This window comes from Streptosporangium sp. CA-115845, assembly GCF_050943795.1.
In the GTDB taxonomy this organism is placed as follows: domain Bacteria; phylum Actinomycetota; class Actinomycetes; order Streptosporangiales; family Streptosporangiaceae; genus Streptosporangium.
In genome coordinates, this window is the sequence record NZ_CP191988.1 from 2,951,974 (window position 1) to 2,965,543 (window position 13,570).

A 13,570-nucleotide genomic window follows, 5' to 3' on the forward strand; every position below is an offset into this window, starting at 1 on the left:
GGGCGTTCCGCCCCTTCCGGGGATTCTGAAAGGCCGTCTGGAACGCGCTATTGAGGTCCGTCCGACTTGCGGTTTGATGCACGTCCTGTGACCCTTTGCCCCCACAATGGGTCCGGAAGTTCATCACGGAAGAAGGGTGTGACCATGGCGGACCTCGCGTCCTTGCGGCCCGGGGATCCCGAGCACGTGCGGGAGTACCGGCTCACCGCCCGGCTCGGCGAGGGTGGCCAGGGAACGGTCTACCTGGGAGTCTCCCCGACCGGTGCCCGTGTCGCGGTCAAGCTGCTCCGCGCCGACCTCGCGCAGGACGAGGAGGCGATGGAGCGTTTCGTCCGTGAGGTCAGCACGACCCAGCGGGTCGCTCCCTTCTGCACCGCCGCGGTGATCGACACCGGGGTCGACCAGCATCGCCCGTACATCGTCAGCGAGTACATCGACGGCCCGACGCTCGACGCGGTCGTGGCCACCGAAGGCCCCCGGCACGGCGCGGCCCTGCACCGCCTGGCGATCGGCACGGTCACCGCGCTCGTCGCGATCCACCAGGCGGGAATCGTTCATCGCGATTTCAAGCCCTCCAACGTGCTGCTGGCCCCCGACGGCCCCCGAGTGATCGACTTCGGTATCGCCAAGGCGCTCGACCGCACCTCCACGCTGACCGCGATGGCGATCGGCACCCCCTCCTACATGACCCCCGAGCAGTTGGCGGGGGAGAACGCGGGCTCACCCGCCGACATGTTCGCCTGGGGCTGCACGATGGTCTTCGCGGCCACCGGGCAGCCGCCGTTCGGTACGGACAGCCTGCCTGCGATCTTCAACCGGATCATGAACCTGGAACCCGATCTGGGGGCGATCGCCGATCCGGCGCTGCGCGACCTGGTCGGGCAGTGCCTGTCCAAGGACGCCACCCAGCGGCCCACGGCGGGCGAGGCGCTGCTGCGGCTGCTCGGCCACGCGGGCGGGCCGGCCGGTGCCGCACCGCCCACCGCGCCCCGTGGCATCCTCGCCGAGGGCTCGGCGGCCGCGGCGCAGCGGACCGGCCCCGGCCCCGGCGGCTACCCCGCCGGGAGCGAACCCGCCCCCACCGCCACCGCTTACGGAGTGCGGCATCCGGCAGGCGACGACCGCGGGCAGCAGGGCTATCCCCACCACCCGGAGCCGCAGTCGTATCCCCAGCAGGGCGGTCCGGGCGGGGGATACCCCGCGCAGGGCCCGCAGGGCTATCTCCAGCACTCCGAGCCCCGTGGCCACACCCAGCCGTCCGCGTCCCACGGCTACACCCAGCCGTTCGACTCCCACGGCTACGCCCAGTATCCGCAGCAGGGGCCGGGATACCCGCAGCAGGGATATCAGGGGCCTCCGGGTCCACAGCCCCACGGCGGTCCCGTGCCCCGTCTCGCCCATGACGGCGCCCCGTACCAACCTGGATATCCGGGACAGCCCGCTCCCGCCAGGAGCGGGCGCGGGGTGTGGTTCGCGGTCGCGGGCGGCCTGCTGGCCACCGCCCTGGTGGCCGGGGGCGTCGTGCTGGCGGTGCGCGGCGGCGGCACCGAGACGCCGGGCGACCCCCAGGCGGGCATCACCCGGAGCGGCAGCCCGCAGACCGGCGGTACGGAGAAGGCGAGCCCTCCCACCTCCGCGTCCCCGATCCCCGACGCGTCGACGGTGCCGCAGGCGACCAGCAGGATCAAGCTGCCCGGTAGTTCGATCACGCTCCATGAGAGTCCCCAGGACCCGATCAAGCTGACTTCCTACAGCCTCGACTGGGAGGAGATCCTCTACGTCAGGAAGTACGGCACCAACCGGTTCGCCAAGAACGACAAGTACTTCCATTACACGCTCAACGCCGCGGGCACCCAGGCGCTGGGTACCGACCGGATCTACGACGCGCAGAACTACTCGATGGTGTCGGTCGTCGACCAGCGCACCGGCTCGGCGAGCAAGATCAGGATCACCAAGGCGCCGGTCTACCCGACGCTGCCGCAGTGGTCGCCGGACGGCAAACGTGGCCTGGTGACGCTGTACGAGGCCGTGGACAACACCAGCAAGGAGTACGGCTTCGCGATCATCGACGTCGCCACGAAGAAGGCCAGGATCGTCCGGGTGAAGGAGAAGGACGCGGGCAAGTGGAGCTACTTCTGGCGGGGTGACGGCCGAGCCGTCGGCACCTGGGCGCTCACCGGCAAGACCCAGCGCATCCGCTTCTACGACCTGCGGGGCACCGTGCTGCAGACCCTGCTGGACGTGGGAACCCCGATCACCGTCGAGGGCGACGACATCTCCCCGTCGGGATCGTCACTGCTCACGTACTGCAAGGAGAACGAGAAGGAGATCTGCGTCTGGTCCACCGCCTCCGACGCCCCGGCGAAGGTCCGGATCCCGTTCGAGACAGAGCGGCTCATCGGCTGGTACGACGACGAGCACATCGCGGGCTGGCGGCGCAAGGGTTCCGGCTACGAGGCCGTGGTGTTCGACTTCGAGGGGCGGTCGCAGCGGGTGCTGATCACCACCACCAATGCCAAGGAGTACGAGAAGCAGTTCATGCGTTTCACCCGGGAGGGCTGACATGAGGGAATGGACCCACGCCGAGCATGTCTCGGCGGCCACCGCGGAGGTCGCCCGGATGGCCGACGTCCTGAGGGGGCGCGACATGTCCGTTCCCGTGCTGACCTGTCCAGGCTGGGACCTGGCCAGGCTCGTCACCCACACCGGTGGCGTACACCGGTGGTCGGCCACCATGGTCGCCGACCTGGCCGAGCGGCGCTACGACCGCCGCGGGATGGACATGGGCCTGCCCGCCGACGCGAGCGGTTATCCCGACTGGCTCGGTGCGGGGGCCCCCTTGCTGTCCGAGGCGCTGCTGTCGCAGGATCCGCAGGCGCCGATGTGGTCCTGGGGCGCCGAGCGGCGGGTGGGATTCTGGTCCAGGCGCATGCTCCACGAGACCCTGGTGCACCGGATGGACGCCGAGCTCGCGCTGGGTGTCCCGGTCTTGGTCCCCGAGGACGTGGCGGCCGACGGGGTCGAGGAGTTCCTCGACATCCTGCCGTACGCGCTGTGGAACCCGGGGGTGGCCGAGCTGAGGGGCGGAGGCGAGACGATCTCCCTGCAGGCCGACACCGGAGCCGGGTGGGTGATCACCCTCGACCCCGACCGCTTCCACCACCGGCGGTCCCTGCAGCCGGGGAGCGTGACCGTGCGCACCGCCACGTCGGCCGACCTGCTCCAGGTCGTGTGGGGGCGGCGCAGCGTCGACGATTACGCCGTCGAGGGCGACGCGGGACTGCTGGGCTGGTGGCGGGAGCTCGCCAGGATCTGACCGGCGGAAGATAAATACCCGCCCCGGGATTCGGCCAAGACACGGCAGATCCCCAGGAGGGCTCGCCGCCGGGGCGGCCGCCCCGTGGTGCCATGCCCCTATGATCAAGATGTCTCAGGCGGTGGTCTCGGCCGCGCTCGTCTCGGTGGGCCTGTTCGGTGGCACGGCGGTCGCGGACTCCGCACCCTCCACGGTGACGGTGAGGGAGGACCGGCCGCAGATCACGATCGTGGGCGAGGGACGTCTGTCGGTCACCCCCGATGTCATGAAGCTGGACACCGGTGTCGAGGTGGTCCGTTCCACCGCGGGAGAGGCGTTCACCGCCGCCCGCGCCGCCGCCGCCGCGCTGACGAAGGCGTTGCTGGCGGCCGGTATCGCGGCCAAGGACCTGCGGACCAACGAGCTGTCCCTGGGGCCCCAGTACAAGGACTACCCCACGATCTCCGGTTACCGGGCCGCGCAGGGGGTCGAGGCGGTGGTGCGTGACCTGGACAGCGCGGACGACGTGATCGACGCGGCGGTCGCGGTCGGCGAGGCGGTCCGGCTGGACAGCGTCTCCTTCGAGGTCTCCGACAACCGCGAGCCGCTCAGGCTGGCGCGCGAGGCCGCCTTCAGGGACGCCAGGACCCGCGCCGCGCAGTACGCCAAGCTCGCGGGGCGTAGCCTCGGCCGCGCGCTGGAGATCAGCGAGGAGAACGTCACCCCGCCGCGGCCGTTCTTCGCCGCCGGCGCGATCGCGGACAAGGCGTCGATCAGCCCCGGCCGCCAGGATGTGTCGGTCAGCGTCAGGGTGGTCTACGAGCTGGATTAGGCCCCGCTCACGCGGTGCTCCCCCGATCCCGGGTACGCGACAGGTTCCCGGCACACGACGGGCCCCGGCGGGTCACCACCCACCGGGGCCCGTCCACCTCGTGGTCAGGGCAGCGCCAGCATCCTGTCCAGGGCGACCCCGGCCCAGTGGGCGGTGTCGTCGTCCACGGTGATCTGGTTGACGACCTGGCCGGCGGCGAGCGACTCCAGCGCCCACACCAGGTGCGGCAGGTCGATCCGGTTCATCGTCGAGCAGTAGCAGACGGTCCGGTCCAGGAACGTCACGTCCTTGTCGGGGAACATGGCGCCGAGCCGCTTGACCAGGTTCAGCTCGGTGCCCACCGCCCAGGAGGACCCGGCGGGGGCGGCCTCGATCTTCTTGATGATGTACTCGGTCGAACCGACATGATCGGCCTTGGTGACGACCTCGTGCCTGCACTCGGGGTGGACCAGCACGTTGACGCCGGGGATGCGCGCGCGGACGTCGTCCACGCACTCGGCGCTGAAGCGGCCGTGTACCGAGCAGTGCCCCTTCCACAGGATCATCTTGGCGCTCGCGAGCTGCTCGGCGGTCAGGCCGCCGTTCGGCCGGTGCGGGTTGTAGACGACGCACTCTTCCAGGGACAGGCCCATCTCCAGCACCGCGGTGTTGCGTCCCAGGTGCTGGTCGGGGAGGAAGAGCACCTTCTCCCCGCGGGAGAAGGCCCACTCCAGGGCGCGCCTGGCGTTGGAGGAGGTGCAGACGGTGCCGCCGTTGCGCCCGCAGAAGGCCTTGATGTCGGCGCTGGAGTTCATGTAGGTGACAGGCACGGTGACCCCGGCGATCCCGGCGTCCTCCAGTGCCTCCCAGCACTCCTCGACCTGGTCGAAGGTGGCCATGTCGGCCATCGAGCACCCGGCGGCGAGGTCGGGCAGCACCACCTTCTGGGAGTTGGAGGTGAGGATGTCGGCGGACTCGGCCATGAAGTGCACGCCGCAGAAGACGATGTACTCGGCGTCGGGCCGGGCCGCGGCCTCCTTGGCGAGCTTGAACGAGTCACCGGTCACGTCGGCGAACTGGATGACCTCGTCACGCTGGTAGTGGTGGCCCAGTACGAAGACCCTGTCGCCGAGCGCCGCCTTCGCCTTCCTGGCGCGTTCCACCAGCGCCGGGTCGGACGCGGCCGGCAGCTCGCCGGGACAGTCGACACCGCGCTCGCTGTGCGGGTCCACGCCCCTGCCCAGGACGAAGAGCGGAAGCCCGATCTCGGTGGTCGTCATGGCCACACCCCCTTATCGTCGAAGTGACGACTAATGATGACACACGCAGTTGGGGCTTTATTCCGTGGGAGGGAGTTTTGTCCGAAGGAGGAGGTGTGCGTCGTCCCAGGAATGTGTAAGGGGGGACGGGTGTTGGTAGCGTCTAAGAAGGACGTCAGAAACAGACAGCCGTTCCCGGGGAGCGGCTGACGCAGACGCGGGAGTCACCACATGTCGGTTGAGAGCAGCGAGACCACGGCGCAGGGCCTGATCCTCAGTTCCGCGGCCGCCGCGAAGGTCAAGAGCCTGCTGGAGCAGCAGGGCGAGGAGGGCCTCCAGCTGCGCGTGGCCGTGCAGCCCGGTGGCTGTTCCGGCCTGCGCTACCAGCTCTTCTTCGACGACCGTTCGATGGACGGTGACGTCGTCTCCGACTTCGACGGTGTGAGCGTGGTCACCGACCGGATGAGCGCGCCCTACCTCGTGGGTGCCACCGTCGACTTCGTCGACACGATCGAGAAGCAGGGCTTCACGATCGACAACCCGAACGCCACGGGTTCGTGCGCCTGCGGAGACTCGTTCAACTAAGGACTTGTTTCGCCCGGTAGGGCGAGTCCCCGAAGGCCCCGCGGGGTGACATGTGTCACCCCGCGGGGCCTTCGCGCGTTCACAAGGTCGCGTATTCTTGCGTGGCTCGATCGCCCACGTTCCCAGAGATGCTGACAACGAGGAGAAGAACCCCGTGCGCATCGCCGTCACCGGCTCAATCGCGACAGATCACCTGATGACCTTCCCGGGCCGCTTCGGCGACCAGCTCATCGCCGATCAGCTCCACCGGATTTCCCTGTCGTTCCTCGTGGACGACCTGCAGATCCGCCGCGGCGGCTGCGCGGCCAACATCGCCTTCGGCATGGGCTGCCTGGGTCTTCGGCCCGTCCTGGTCGGCGCGGTCGGCGCGGACTTCGCCGACTACCGCTCCTGGCTGGAGCGCCACGGCGTCGACTGCGACTCCGTCCATGTCTCGGAGCTGCACCACACCGCCCGCTTCCTGTGCACGACCGACGACGACCACAACCAGATCGCGTCGTTCTACACCGGTGCGATGGCCGAGGCCCGTCTCATCGAACTCGGCCCGGTCAGCCGGCGGCTCGGTGGCCTGGACCTGGTGCTGATCAGCCCCAACGACCCCGAGGCGATGCTCAGGCACACCGCCGAGGCGCGCCAGCGCACGATCCCGTTCGCCGCCGACCCCTCCCAGCAGCTCGCGCGGATGCCCGGCGAGGAGATCCGCGAACTGGTCGACGGCGCCGCCTATCTGTTCGGCAACGACTACGAGAAGGGCATGATCGAGCAGAAGACCGGCTGGACCGACGAGGAGATCCTCGACCGGGTCGGCGTCCGGGTCACCACGCTCGGCCCCAAGGGCGTCGTCATCGACCGCAAGGACGAGCCGCCGCTGCATGTCCCCCCGGCGCCCGAGCTCGGCAAGGCGGACCCCACAGGCGTGGGAGACGCCTTCAGGTCCGGTTTCCTGGCGGCGCTGGCCTGGGGGCTGTCCCTGGAGCGCTGCGGCCAGGTCGGCAATCTCACCGCCACCCACGTTCTGGAGCGCGTCGGCGGACAGGAGTACGAACTCGGCCAGAAGATCTTCCTGGAGCGCTTCGCCGACGCCTACGGCACCGACGCCGCGGCCGAGGTGGCCGGCTTCGTGAAGTGCCACCACGCCTGAGCCGCCGCTCGGACACCGGCCGGTCGGCGCCGGGCACCGCCGGGATCACCGGCGGCTGAGCCACGCCCGGCTGAGATCACCCGACATAGGGCACTCAGCCGGGCGGGACGCCGTCCCGGAAGGTGTCAGGCGCTCGCGTAGACGCGGTGCACGAACTCGGCGAGCTTGTCGTCGGGCAGGTGCCTGGCCAGGTCGGCCTCGCTGATCATGCCGATGATGCGGCCGTCCTCGATCACCGGCAGCCGCCGTATCTGGTTCTGCTCCATCTTGGCCAGCGTCTCGTCGACGCTGGCGTCCGACGACACCCAGACCAGGCCGGTCGCCAGCTCGCCGGCGGTGACCTTGGACGGGTCCATGCCATGGGCCACGCACTTGACCACGATGTCGCGGTCGGTGATGATCCCCTTCAGCCGGTCGTCGCTGCCGCAGATGGGTAGTGCGCCCACGTTCATGTCGCGCATCATCTGTGCGGCCCGGTCGAGCGTCTCGTGCGCCTCCACGCACCGGACCCCGGCATTCATCAGACTCCTGGCGGTCTCGCCGCTCATACTGTCCCCCCGAACCGTTTGATGGATTTTCGGGGAGGGTCCTACCCAGTTTCAGGACAAATCAGTAATTGCGGCGCACATGGATGGACCAGCCGCGCTCGGGGAGCTCGTGGCTGGCCACGTGGTGGTGCGACTTCAGCCGGCACCAGGCCGGGATGTCGGTGAAGGCGGCGGGGTCGTCGGCCAGGACCGCGACGATCGCGTTGAGCGGCACGTAGTTGATCTGCTCGGCCAGCATGATGATGGGGATCGGGCACTTCTTGCCCAGCGCGTCGATGGTCAGTGCCGGGCTCTGGGCCGATCCCGCCGGGTCGGCCTGGCTGGACGTCATGCAGTTTTCACTTCCCAAGTGTTGATCACAGTTTAACCCCCGCCTCCTCGCGGATCCTGCGTACCGTGCCGGGCAGGACGGCGAGGAAACGGTCGACATCCGTCGTCGAGGTGCCCCTGGGCAGCGACACCCGCACGTTCCCGTGGGTGAGCACGCCCATGGCCTCCAGAACATGTGATGGACGAAGCGTACTCGCCGTGCAGGAACTGCCGGACGATACCGAGAATCCGGCCTTGTCGAGTTCGGTGAGCAATGCCTCACCTTCCACGTAAAGACACGAAAAGGTGACGATGTGCGGCGCCCGCACGACCGGATCACCGATGACCTCGACATCGGGGACCAGCCGGGGCACCTCGCTCCTGACGCGGTCCACGAGCGCGGAGAGCCTGGCCGACTCCACGGCCGACTCGGCCACCGTGGCACGCAGCGCGGCGGCCGCCGCGACGATCGCCGGCACGTTCTCGAAACCGGGCACCCGGCGGCGCTCGCGGTCGTCCTCGGGCAGCGGGCTGCGCCACCGGGTGCCCTTGCGGACCACCAGCACGCCGACCCCCGCGGGACCGCCCCACTTGTGCGCGCTCGCGGCCAGCACCGACCAGCCGCCGGGCAGCGGCATCCGGCCCGCGGTCTGGGCGGCGTCCACCAGCAGCGGCACCCCCGCCTCGGCGCACGCCGCCGCCACCTCGGCGACCGGCTGGACGGTCCCGACCTCGTGGTTGGCGCTCTGCAGGCAGGCCAGGGCGGTGCCCTCGGCGAGAACCGCCTCGCGGAAGGCGCCGATCTCGACGGCGCCGGTGATGCCGACGCCGACCGTCTCGACCGAGCCGCCGTCACGCTCGTGGATGCCGGCCGCGTGTAGCACGCTGGAGTGCTCCACGGCCGAGGTCACCAGGCGGCGGCCGCTCCTGCGGCGCCCGTGCAGGGTGCCGAGCACGCCCAGGTGCACCGCCTGGGTGCCCGACGAGGTGAACGAGACCTCGTCGGCTCTGGCGCCCAGGGCCTCGGCGACCTCGGTCCTCGCCTGTTCCAGTAACATCCTTGCCCGGCGAGCGGAACCGTACAGCCTCGCGGGGTCGGCCCAGCCGACGTCGAGGGCCGCGATGAGAGCCTCCCGAGCCTGGGGGTGCAGCGGCTCAGTGGAGGCCGCGTCGAAGTACGCCACGCTCCAATCGTCGCACCACGCACGGTGCGGGCGGGGGCTGCGCGGGGGGGCGACGGTTGTCCGCGCTAGTGTGTCCCCCAGCGTGAAGCTGTGAACTACAAATCTTGAACATGAACAAACGACCGCCCAGGAGTGACTCCTGGGCTTCATCTGTGGGGTAGGCGATCCGTGAGTCCGACCCGCCGTTCCGCACGGCGTCCGTTGGCCCGCCGCCGGGTGCCACGCGCTGCCGCTCTGGCGCTGCTGCTGGTTTCCCTGACGGCGTGCAGTGCCGAAGAATGGTCCCGAGGCGGCCTGCCCGAGGGCATCACCAAGCAGTCCGAGTCCGTCCAGAGTCTGTGGAACGGATCGTGGATCGCCGCCCTCGCCACCGGTGTGGTCGTGTGGGGTCTGATCCTCTGGTCCGTCGCCTTCCACCGTAAGAAGAAGAACTCCAAGGAGGAGCTGCCGCCTCAGGTGCGGTACAACCTGCCGATCGAGATCCTCTACACGGTGGTGCCGATCGTCATGGTCGGCGTGTTCTTCTTCTTCACCGCGCGGGACCAGAACTACATCAACACCCTGTCCGGCAAGCCCGACGTGAAGGTCAAGGTCGAGGGCTTCCAGTGGAGCTGGCGCTTCACGACGGAGTACAACGGCAAGACCAAGCAGGTCGTGGGCCTGCCCGCGGCCGACTACAAGCAGGGGCCGCAGCTGGTGCTGCCGATGGGGAAGAACATCGAGTTCGATCTCCACTCGCCGGACGTCATCCACTCCTTCTGGGTCCCGGCGTTCCACTTCAAGCGCGACGTGATCCCGGGTGTGACCAACAAGTTCGAGGTCCAGACGCTGAACAAGGAAGGCGTCTACGCCGGTCGCTGCGCCGAGCTCTGCGGCGTGGACCACAGCCGGATGCTCTTCTCGGTGAAGCTCGTGTCCCAGGCCGACTTCGACCAGTACATCGCTAGCCAGGCGGGTGCCCAGTGACCGCACATAACGCAGCAGTCCCCCTTCCCCCGGTGCCGACCCGCAAGGGCTCGGTCGTCGTCAAGTGGATGACGTCCACCGATCACAAGATCATCGGACATCTCTACCTGATCACCTCGTTCGTCTTCTTCCTGATCGGCGGCGTCATGGCGCTGATCATGCGGGCGGAGCTGGCCCAGCCGGGCCTCCAGCTGACCACGAACGAGCAGTTCAACCAGCTGTTCACCATGCACGGCACCGTCATGCTGCTGATGTTCGCGACCCCGCTGTTCGCCGGGTTCGCCAACGAGCTGATGCCGCTGCAGATCGGCGCGCCCGACGTCGCCTTCCCGCGGCTGAACATGGTCAGCTACTGGCTCTTCACCTTCGGCAGCACCATCGCCCTGTCGGGCTTCCTCACCCCGGGCGGCGCGGCCAGCTTCGGCTGGTTCGCCTACACCCCGCTGTCGAACGCGATCAGCTCCCCGGGCATCGGCGGCGACCTGTGGATCGTCGGCCTGACCATCAGCGGTCTGGGCACGATCCTCGGCTCGGTGAACTTCATCACCACGATCGTCGGCATGCGCGCGCCCGGCATGACCATGTTCCGGCTGCCGATGTTCACCTGGAACGTGCTGCTCACCTCGATCCTGGTGCTGATGGCCTTCCCGGTGCTGGCCGCCGCGCTGCTGGCGCTGGAGTCCGACCGCAAGCTCGGCACGCACATCTTCGACCCCGCCACCGGCGGGGCGCTGCTCTGGCAGCACCTGTTCTGGTTCTTCGGCCATCCCGAGGTCTACATCATCGCGCTGCCGTTCTTCGGCATCGTGACCGAGATCCTGCCCGTCTTCAGCCGCAAGCCGCTGTTCGGCTACATCGGCCTGGTGGGCGCGACCATCGCCATCGCGGGTCTGTCGATCACGGTGTGGGCGCACCACATGTTCGCCACCGGCCAGGTGCTGCTGCCGTTCTTCTCCTTCATGACGTTCCTCATCGCGGTGCCCACCGGGGTGAAGTTCTTCAACTGGATCGGCACCATGTGGCGCGGTCACCTGTCGTTCGAGTCGCCGATGCTGTTCTCGATCGGCTTCCTGGTGACCTTCCTGTTCGGCGGTCTGACCGGTGTCATCCTGGCCTCCCCGCCGCTGGACTTCCAGGTGTCCGACTCCTACTTCGTGGTGGCGCACTTCCACTACGTGGTGTTCGGCACCGTGGTGTTCGCGATGTTCGCCGGCTTCTACTTCTGGTGGCCCAAGTTCACCGGCAAGATGCTGAACGACAGGCTGGGCAAGATCCACTTCTGGACGCTGTTCATCGGCTTCCACGCGACCTTCCTGGTCCAGCACTGGCTGGGCGCGCAGGGCTTCCCGCGCCGCTACGCCGACTACAGCCCGATCGACGGGTTCACCGACCTCAACATGGTCTCCTCGGTGGGCGCGTTCCTGCTGGGCGCCTCCACGCTGCCGTTCCTCTACAACGTGTGGAAGACCCACAAGACCGCGCCGCAGGTCACCGTGGACGACCCGTGGGGCTACGGCAACTCCCTGGAGTGGGCGACCTCCTGCCCGCCGCCGAGGCACAACTTCACCTCGCTGCCTCGCATCAGGTCCGAGCGCCCGGCGTTCGACCTCAAGTACCCGCACACCCCGGCCCCCCGTGAGCTGGAGGAGGTCCGATGAAGGTCCAAGGCTGGTTGTTCATCCTCTGCGGCTTCTTCTTCGCCGCCGTGGCCGTCGTCTACTGGTACTGGTCGAAGGAGCCCGTCGGCACGACGGCGATGGCCATCTCGGTGGGCTTCGCGCTCATGATCGGCTACTACCTGATGTACACGGCCCGCCGCATCGGCGACCAGCCGGAGGACGACAAGCAGGGCGAGATCAGCGACGGTGCCGGAGAGCTCGGCTTCTTCAGCCCGCACAGCTGGTGGCCGCTCTTCGTCTGCCTGGCCGTCTCGCTCGCCGCGGTCGGCCTGGTCATCGGCTGGTGGCTGTTCCTGATCGGGGTGTTCGCGATCATCATGAGCATGATCGGTTTCGTTTTCGAGTACTACCGGGGCAACTTCTCGCACTGACCCCGCGTCCCACCGCGAAAAGCGGGCCACGGAAAAACTTCCGTGGCCCGCTTTTTGGCGTTTATTTGGGGCTCAGGGTGGATGTCTTATGTGGTGGACCGCTTACTCCGGGTAATAACTGAATCAGTGGTTCAGTCCGGGACAGGGGAGTTCATGTGGGGCACGCGATCCGTGGTTCGAGCCAGGGAGCGGGACTGCTGGCCCTCGTGCTGGTGACGACCTCCTGCTCGACAAGCACCGCCGTACGCCAGGACCAGACGCCGCAGGCGTCCCAGCAGGTGGAGTCCGCCGCCGCCGTGGTCACCGTGGCGCCGTTCAAGGGGGCCAGGGGAGTGCCGACGGATACTCCGGTCCTGGTCGCGGCGCAGGGCGGCACCCTGAAGTCGGTCACCGTCAGGGCCGTGAAGGGCGCCAAAGGCTCTCTGCCGGGCGTTCTCAGCGCCGACGGCACACAGTGGCGCAGTCGTGGTACGGCGGCTCCAGGAGCCTCCTACGAGGTCTCGGTGACGGCGGTCAATCCGGCGGGCGCCGTCACCCAGACGACCTCGTCCTTCTCCACGGTGAAGAGCCGCGAGACCTTCGCGATCGAGAGCTTCATGCCGGACCGGGACATGACCGGGCTGACCGTCGGTGTCGGCATGCCGGTGATGATCACCTTCGACCACCCCGTCACCGACCGCGTCTCCGTCGAGCGCAACCTGTTCGTCCGTACCTCCAGGCCGGTCCTGGGGGCGTGGCACTGGTTCGACGACCGCAACGTGCACTTCCGCCCGAAGAACTTCTGGCCCTCGGGCACCAAGGTCAGGGTCGAGGCCCGGCTGGCCGGGGTGCGCGGTGGCGCCGGTCTGTACGGCGCGGCGAACCGGACGGTCAACTTCAAGGTCGGCCGCTCGCAGATCACCCGGGGCAGCATCCCCTCCCACCACCTCACCGTGCGGCGCAACGGCAGGGTCGTCAGGGAGATCCCGATGAGCGCGGGCCAGGGCGGCGTCTGGAAGTACCACACGACCAGCGGCGTGCACCTGGCCATGTCCAGGGAGAACGTCACGGTGATGACCTCTCCGGGCATCGGGCCCGGCTCGGCCGGCTACTACCAGCTGACCGTCTACGACACGGTCCGCATCTCCAACAGCGGCGAGTACATCCACAGCGCCCCGTGGTCGGTCGGCTCCCAGGGCTACTCCAACGTCAGCCACGGCTGCGTCAACGTCAGCCCGAGCAACGCCAAGTGGTTCCTCGACAACACCCTGATCGGGGACCCGATCATCATCACCGGCTCGCCCCGCGTCCTGGAACCCACCAACGGCTGGGGGCACTGGCAGGAGAGCTGGCGGGAATGGCTCAAGTGGAGCAGCCTCAAGCACTTCACCACCGACGACGTCTGACCGGAGGTGCCCGCGGAGGCCCCTGAAGGGGGGCGTC

General features: G+C 68.6%; 13 protein-coding genes. 9 read left to right on the forward strand and 4 right to left on the reverse strand.

All coding sequences use genetic code 11. The features are described from left to right. The first annotated feature begins 144 nt into the window (after positions 1-144). The 3 genes from ACQP0P_RS15610 (at position 145) to ACQP0P_RS15620 (ending at position 4,127) form a co-directional block, all read left to right on the forward strand. Positions 145-2,562 carry a protein kinase domain-containing protein gene (locus ACQP0P_RS15610; protein WP_433376819.1) on the forward strand — a complete coding sequence of 806 codons (2,418 nt, stop codon included), beginning with the start codon at positions 145-147 and terminating at the stop codon, positions 2,560-2,562. Position 2,563: 1 nt separating this feature from the next. Beyond that, positions 2,564-3,316, forward strand: a complete 753-nt coding sequence (locus ACQP0P_RS15615; RefSeq protein ID WP_433376822.1) for a maleylpyruvate isomerase family mycothiol-dependent enzyme — start codon at positions 2,564-2,566, stop codon at positions 3,314-3,316. A 100-nt stretch (positions 3,317-3,416) separates the two neighbouring features. Beyond that, positions 3,417-4,127, forward strand: a complete 711-nt coding sequence (locus tag ACQP0P_RS15620) for an SIMPL domain-containing protein (RefSeq protein ID WP_433376825.1) — start codon at positions 3,417-3,419, stop codon at positions 4,125-4,127. Positions 4,128-4,231: 104 nt separating this feature from the next. On the opposite strand, the gene nadA is transcribed toward ACQP0P_RS15620, so the two are convergent. Further along, positions 4,232-5,386 carry a quinolinate synthase NadA gene (gene nadA, locus ACQP0P_RS15625; RefSeq protein WP_433376827.1) on the reverse strand — a complete coding sequence of 385 codons (1,155 nt, stop codon included), beginning with the start codon at positions 5,384-5,386 and terminating at the stop codon, positions 4,232-4,234. A gap of 210 nt (positions 5,387-5,596) precedes the next feature. Here nadA and ACQP0P_RS15630 point away from each other — a divergent pair, with 210 nt between their 5' ends. Together ACQP0P_RS15630 and ACQP0P_RS15635 are read left to right on the forward strand one after the other, a co-directional pair. After that, positions 5,597-5,950, forward strand: a complete 354-nt coding sequence (locus ACQP0P_RS15630) for a HesB/IscA family protein (protein WP_030910261.1) — start codon at positions 5,597-5,599, stop codon at positions 5,948-5,950. Positions 5,951-6,104: 154 nt separating this feature from the next. Beyond that, on the forward strand, positions 6,105-7,091 hold the full coding sequence (locus ACQP0P_RS15635; protein WP_433381895.1) for a carbohydrate kinase family protein: 987 nt from the start codon (positions 6,105-6,107) through the stop codon (positions 7,089-7,091). A 125-nt stretch (positions 7,092-7,216) separates the two neighbouring features. Here the strand turns inward: ACQP0P_RS15635 and ACQP0P_RS15640 are convergent, their stop codons facing one another. The 3 genes from ACQP0P_RS15640 to ACQP0P_RS15650 form a co-directional block, all read right to left on the reverse strand. Continuing rightward, positions 7,217-7,639 carry a CBS domain-containing protein gene (locus ACQP0P_RS15640; protein WP_399525947.1) on the reverse strand — a complete coding sequence of 141 codons (423 nt, stop codon included), beginning with the start codon at positions 7,637-7,639 and terminating at the stop codon, positions 7,217-7,219. Positions 7,640-7,700: 61 nt separating this feature from the next. Then, positions 7,701-7,970: a sulfurtransferase TusA family protein gene (locus ACQP0P_RS15645; RefSeq protein ID WP_433376832.1), complete on the reverse strand. Its 270-nt coding sequence runs from the start codon at positions 7,968-7,970 to the stop codon at positions 7,701-7,703. Between the two features lie 25 nt (positions 7,971-7,995). Next, positions 7,996-9,132, reverse strand: coding sequence for a cysteine desulfurase family protein (locus ACQP0P_RS15650; RefSeq protein ID WP_433376834.1), 1,137 nt, complete (start codon positions 9,130-9,132; stop codon positions 7,996-7,998). A 216-nt stretch (positions 9,133-9,348) separates the two neighbouring features. Between ACQP0P_RS15650 and ctaC the strand changes: the two genes are divergently transcribed. The 4 genes from ctaC to ACQP0P_RS15670 all read left to right on the forward strand — a co-directional run bounded on the left by ctaC (position 9,349) and on the right by ACQP0P_RS15670 (position 13,533). Further along, the gene (ctaC, locus tag ACQP0P_RS15655) at positions 9,349-10,098 is read left to right on the forward strand and encodes an aa3-type cytochrome oxidase subunit II (protein WP_433376837.1); all 750 of its coding nucleotides are present in this window, start codon (positions 9,349-9,351) and stop codon (positions 10,096-10,098) included. Between the two features lie 68 nt (positions 10,099-10,166). After that, positions 10,167-11,756: an aa3-type cytochrome oxidase subunit I gene (ctaD, locus tag ACQP0P_RS15660; protein WP_433381898.1), complete on the forward strand. Its 1,590-nt coding sequence runs from the start codon at positions 10,167-10,169 to the stop codon at positions 11,754-11,756. Continuing rightward, on the forward strand, positions 11,753-12,148 hold the full coding sequence (locus tag ACQP0P_RS15665) for a cytochrome c oxidase subunit 4 (RefSeq protein WP_433376840.1): 396 nt from the start codon (positions 11,753-11,755) through the stop codon (positions 12,146-12,148). The genes ctaD and ACQP0P_RS15665 overlap by 4 nt, the downstream gene beginning before the upstream one ends. Before the next feature lie 155 nt (positions 12,149-12,303). Then, complete coding sequence (locus ACQP0P_RS15670) at positions 12,304-13,533, forward strand: L,D-transpeptidase (protein WP_433376843.1); 1,230 nt, start codon at positions 12,304-12,306, stop codon at positions 13,531-13,533. Positions 13,534-13,570: the final 37 nt, after the last annotated feature.

Coding starts and splice junctions, on each gene's coding strand:
- ACQP0P_RS15610 (WP_433376819.1), top strand. CDS start 145: ATGGCGGACCTCGCGTCCTTGCGGCCCGGGGATCCCGAGCACGTGCGG.
- ACQP0P_RS15640 (WP_399525947.1), bottom strand. CDS start 7,639: ATGAGCGGCGAGACCGCCAGGAGTCTGATGAATGCCGGGGTCCGGTGC.
- ctaD (WP_433381898.1), top strand. CDS start 10,167: ATGACGTCCACCGATCACAAGATCATCGGACATCTCTACCTGATCACC.
- ACQP0P_RS15630 (WP_030910261.1), top strand. CDS start 5,597: ATGTCGGTTGAGAGCAGCGAGACCACGGCGCAGGGCCTGATCCTCAGT.
- nadA (WP_433376827.1), bottom strand. CDS start 5,386: ATGACGACCACCGAGATCGGGCTTCCGCTCTTCGTCCTGGGCAGGGGC.
- ACQP0P_RS15620 (WP_433376825.1), top strand. CDS start 3,417: ATGATCAAGATGTCTCAGGCGGTGGTCTCGGCCGCGCTCGTCTCGGTG.
- ACQP0P_RS15665 (WP_433376840.1), top strand. CDS start 11,753: ATGAAGGTCCAAGGCTGGTTGTTCATCCTCTGCGGCTTCTTCTTCGCC.
- ACQP0P_RS15615 (WP_433376822.1), top strand. CDS start 2,564: ATGAGGGAATGGACCCACGCCGAGCATGTCTCGGCGGCCACCGCGGAG.
- ACQP0P_RS15645 (WP_433376832.1), bottom strand. CDS start 7,970: ATGACGTCCAGCCAGGCCGACCCGGCGGGATCGGCCCAGAGCCCGGCA.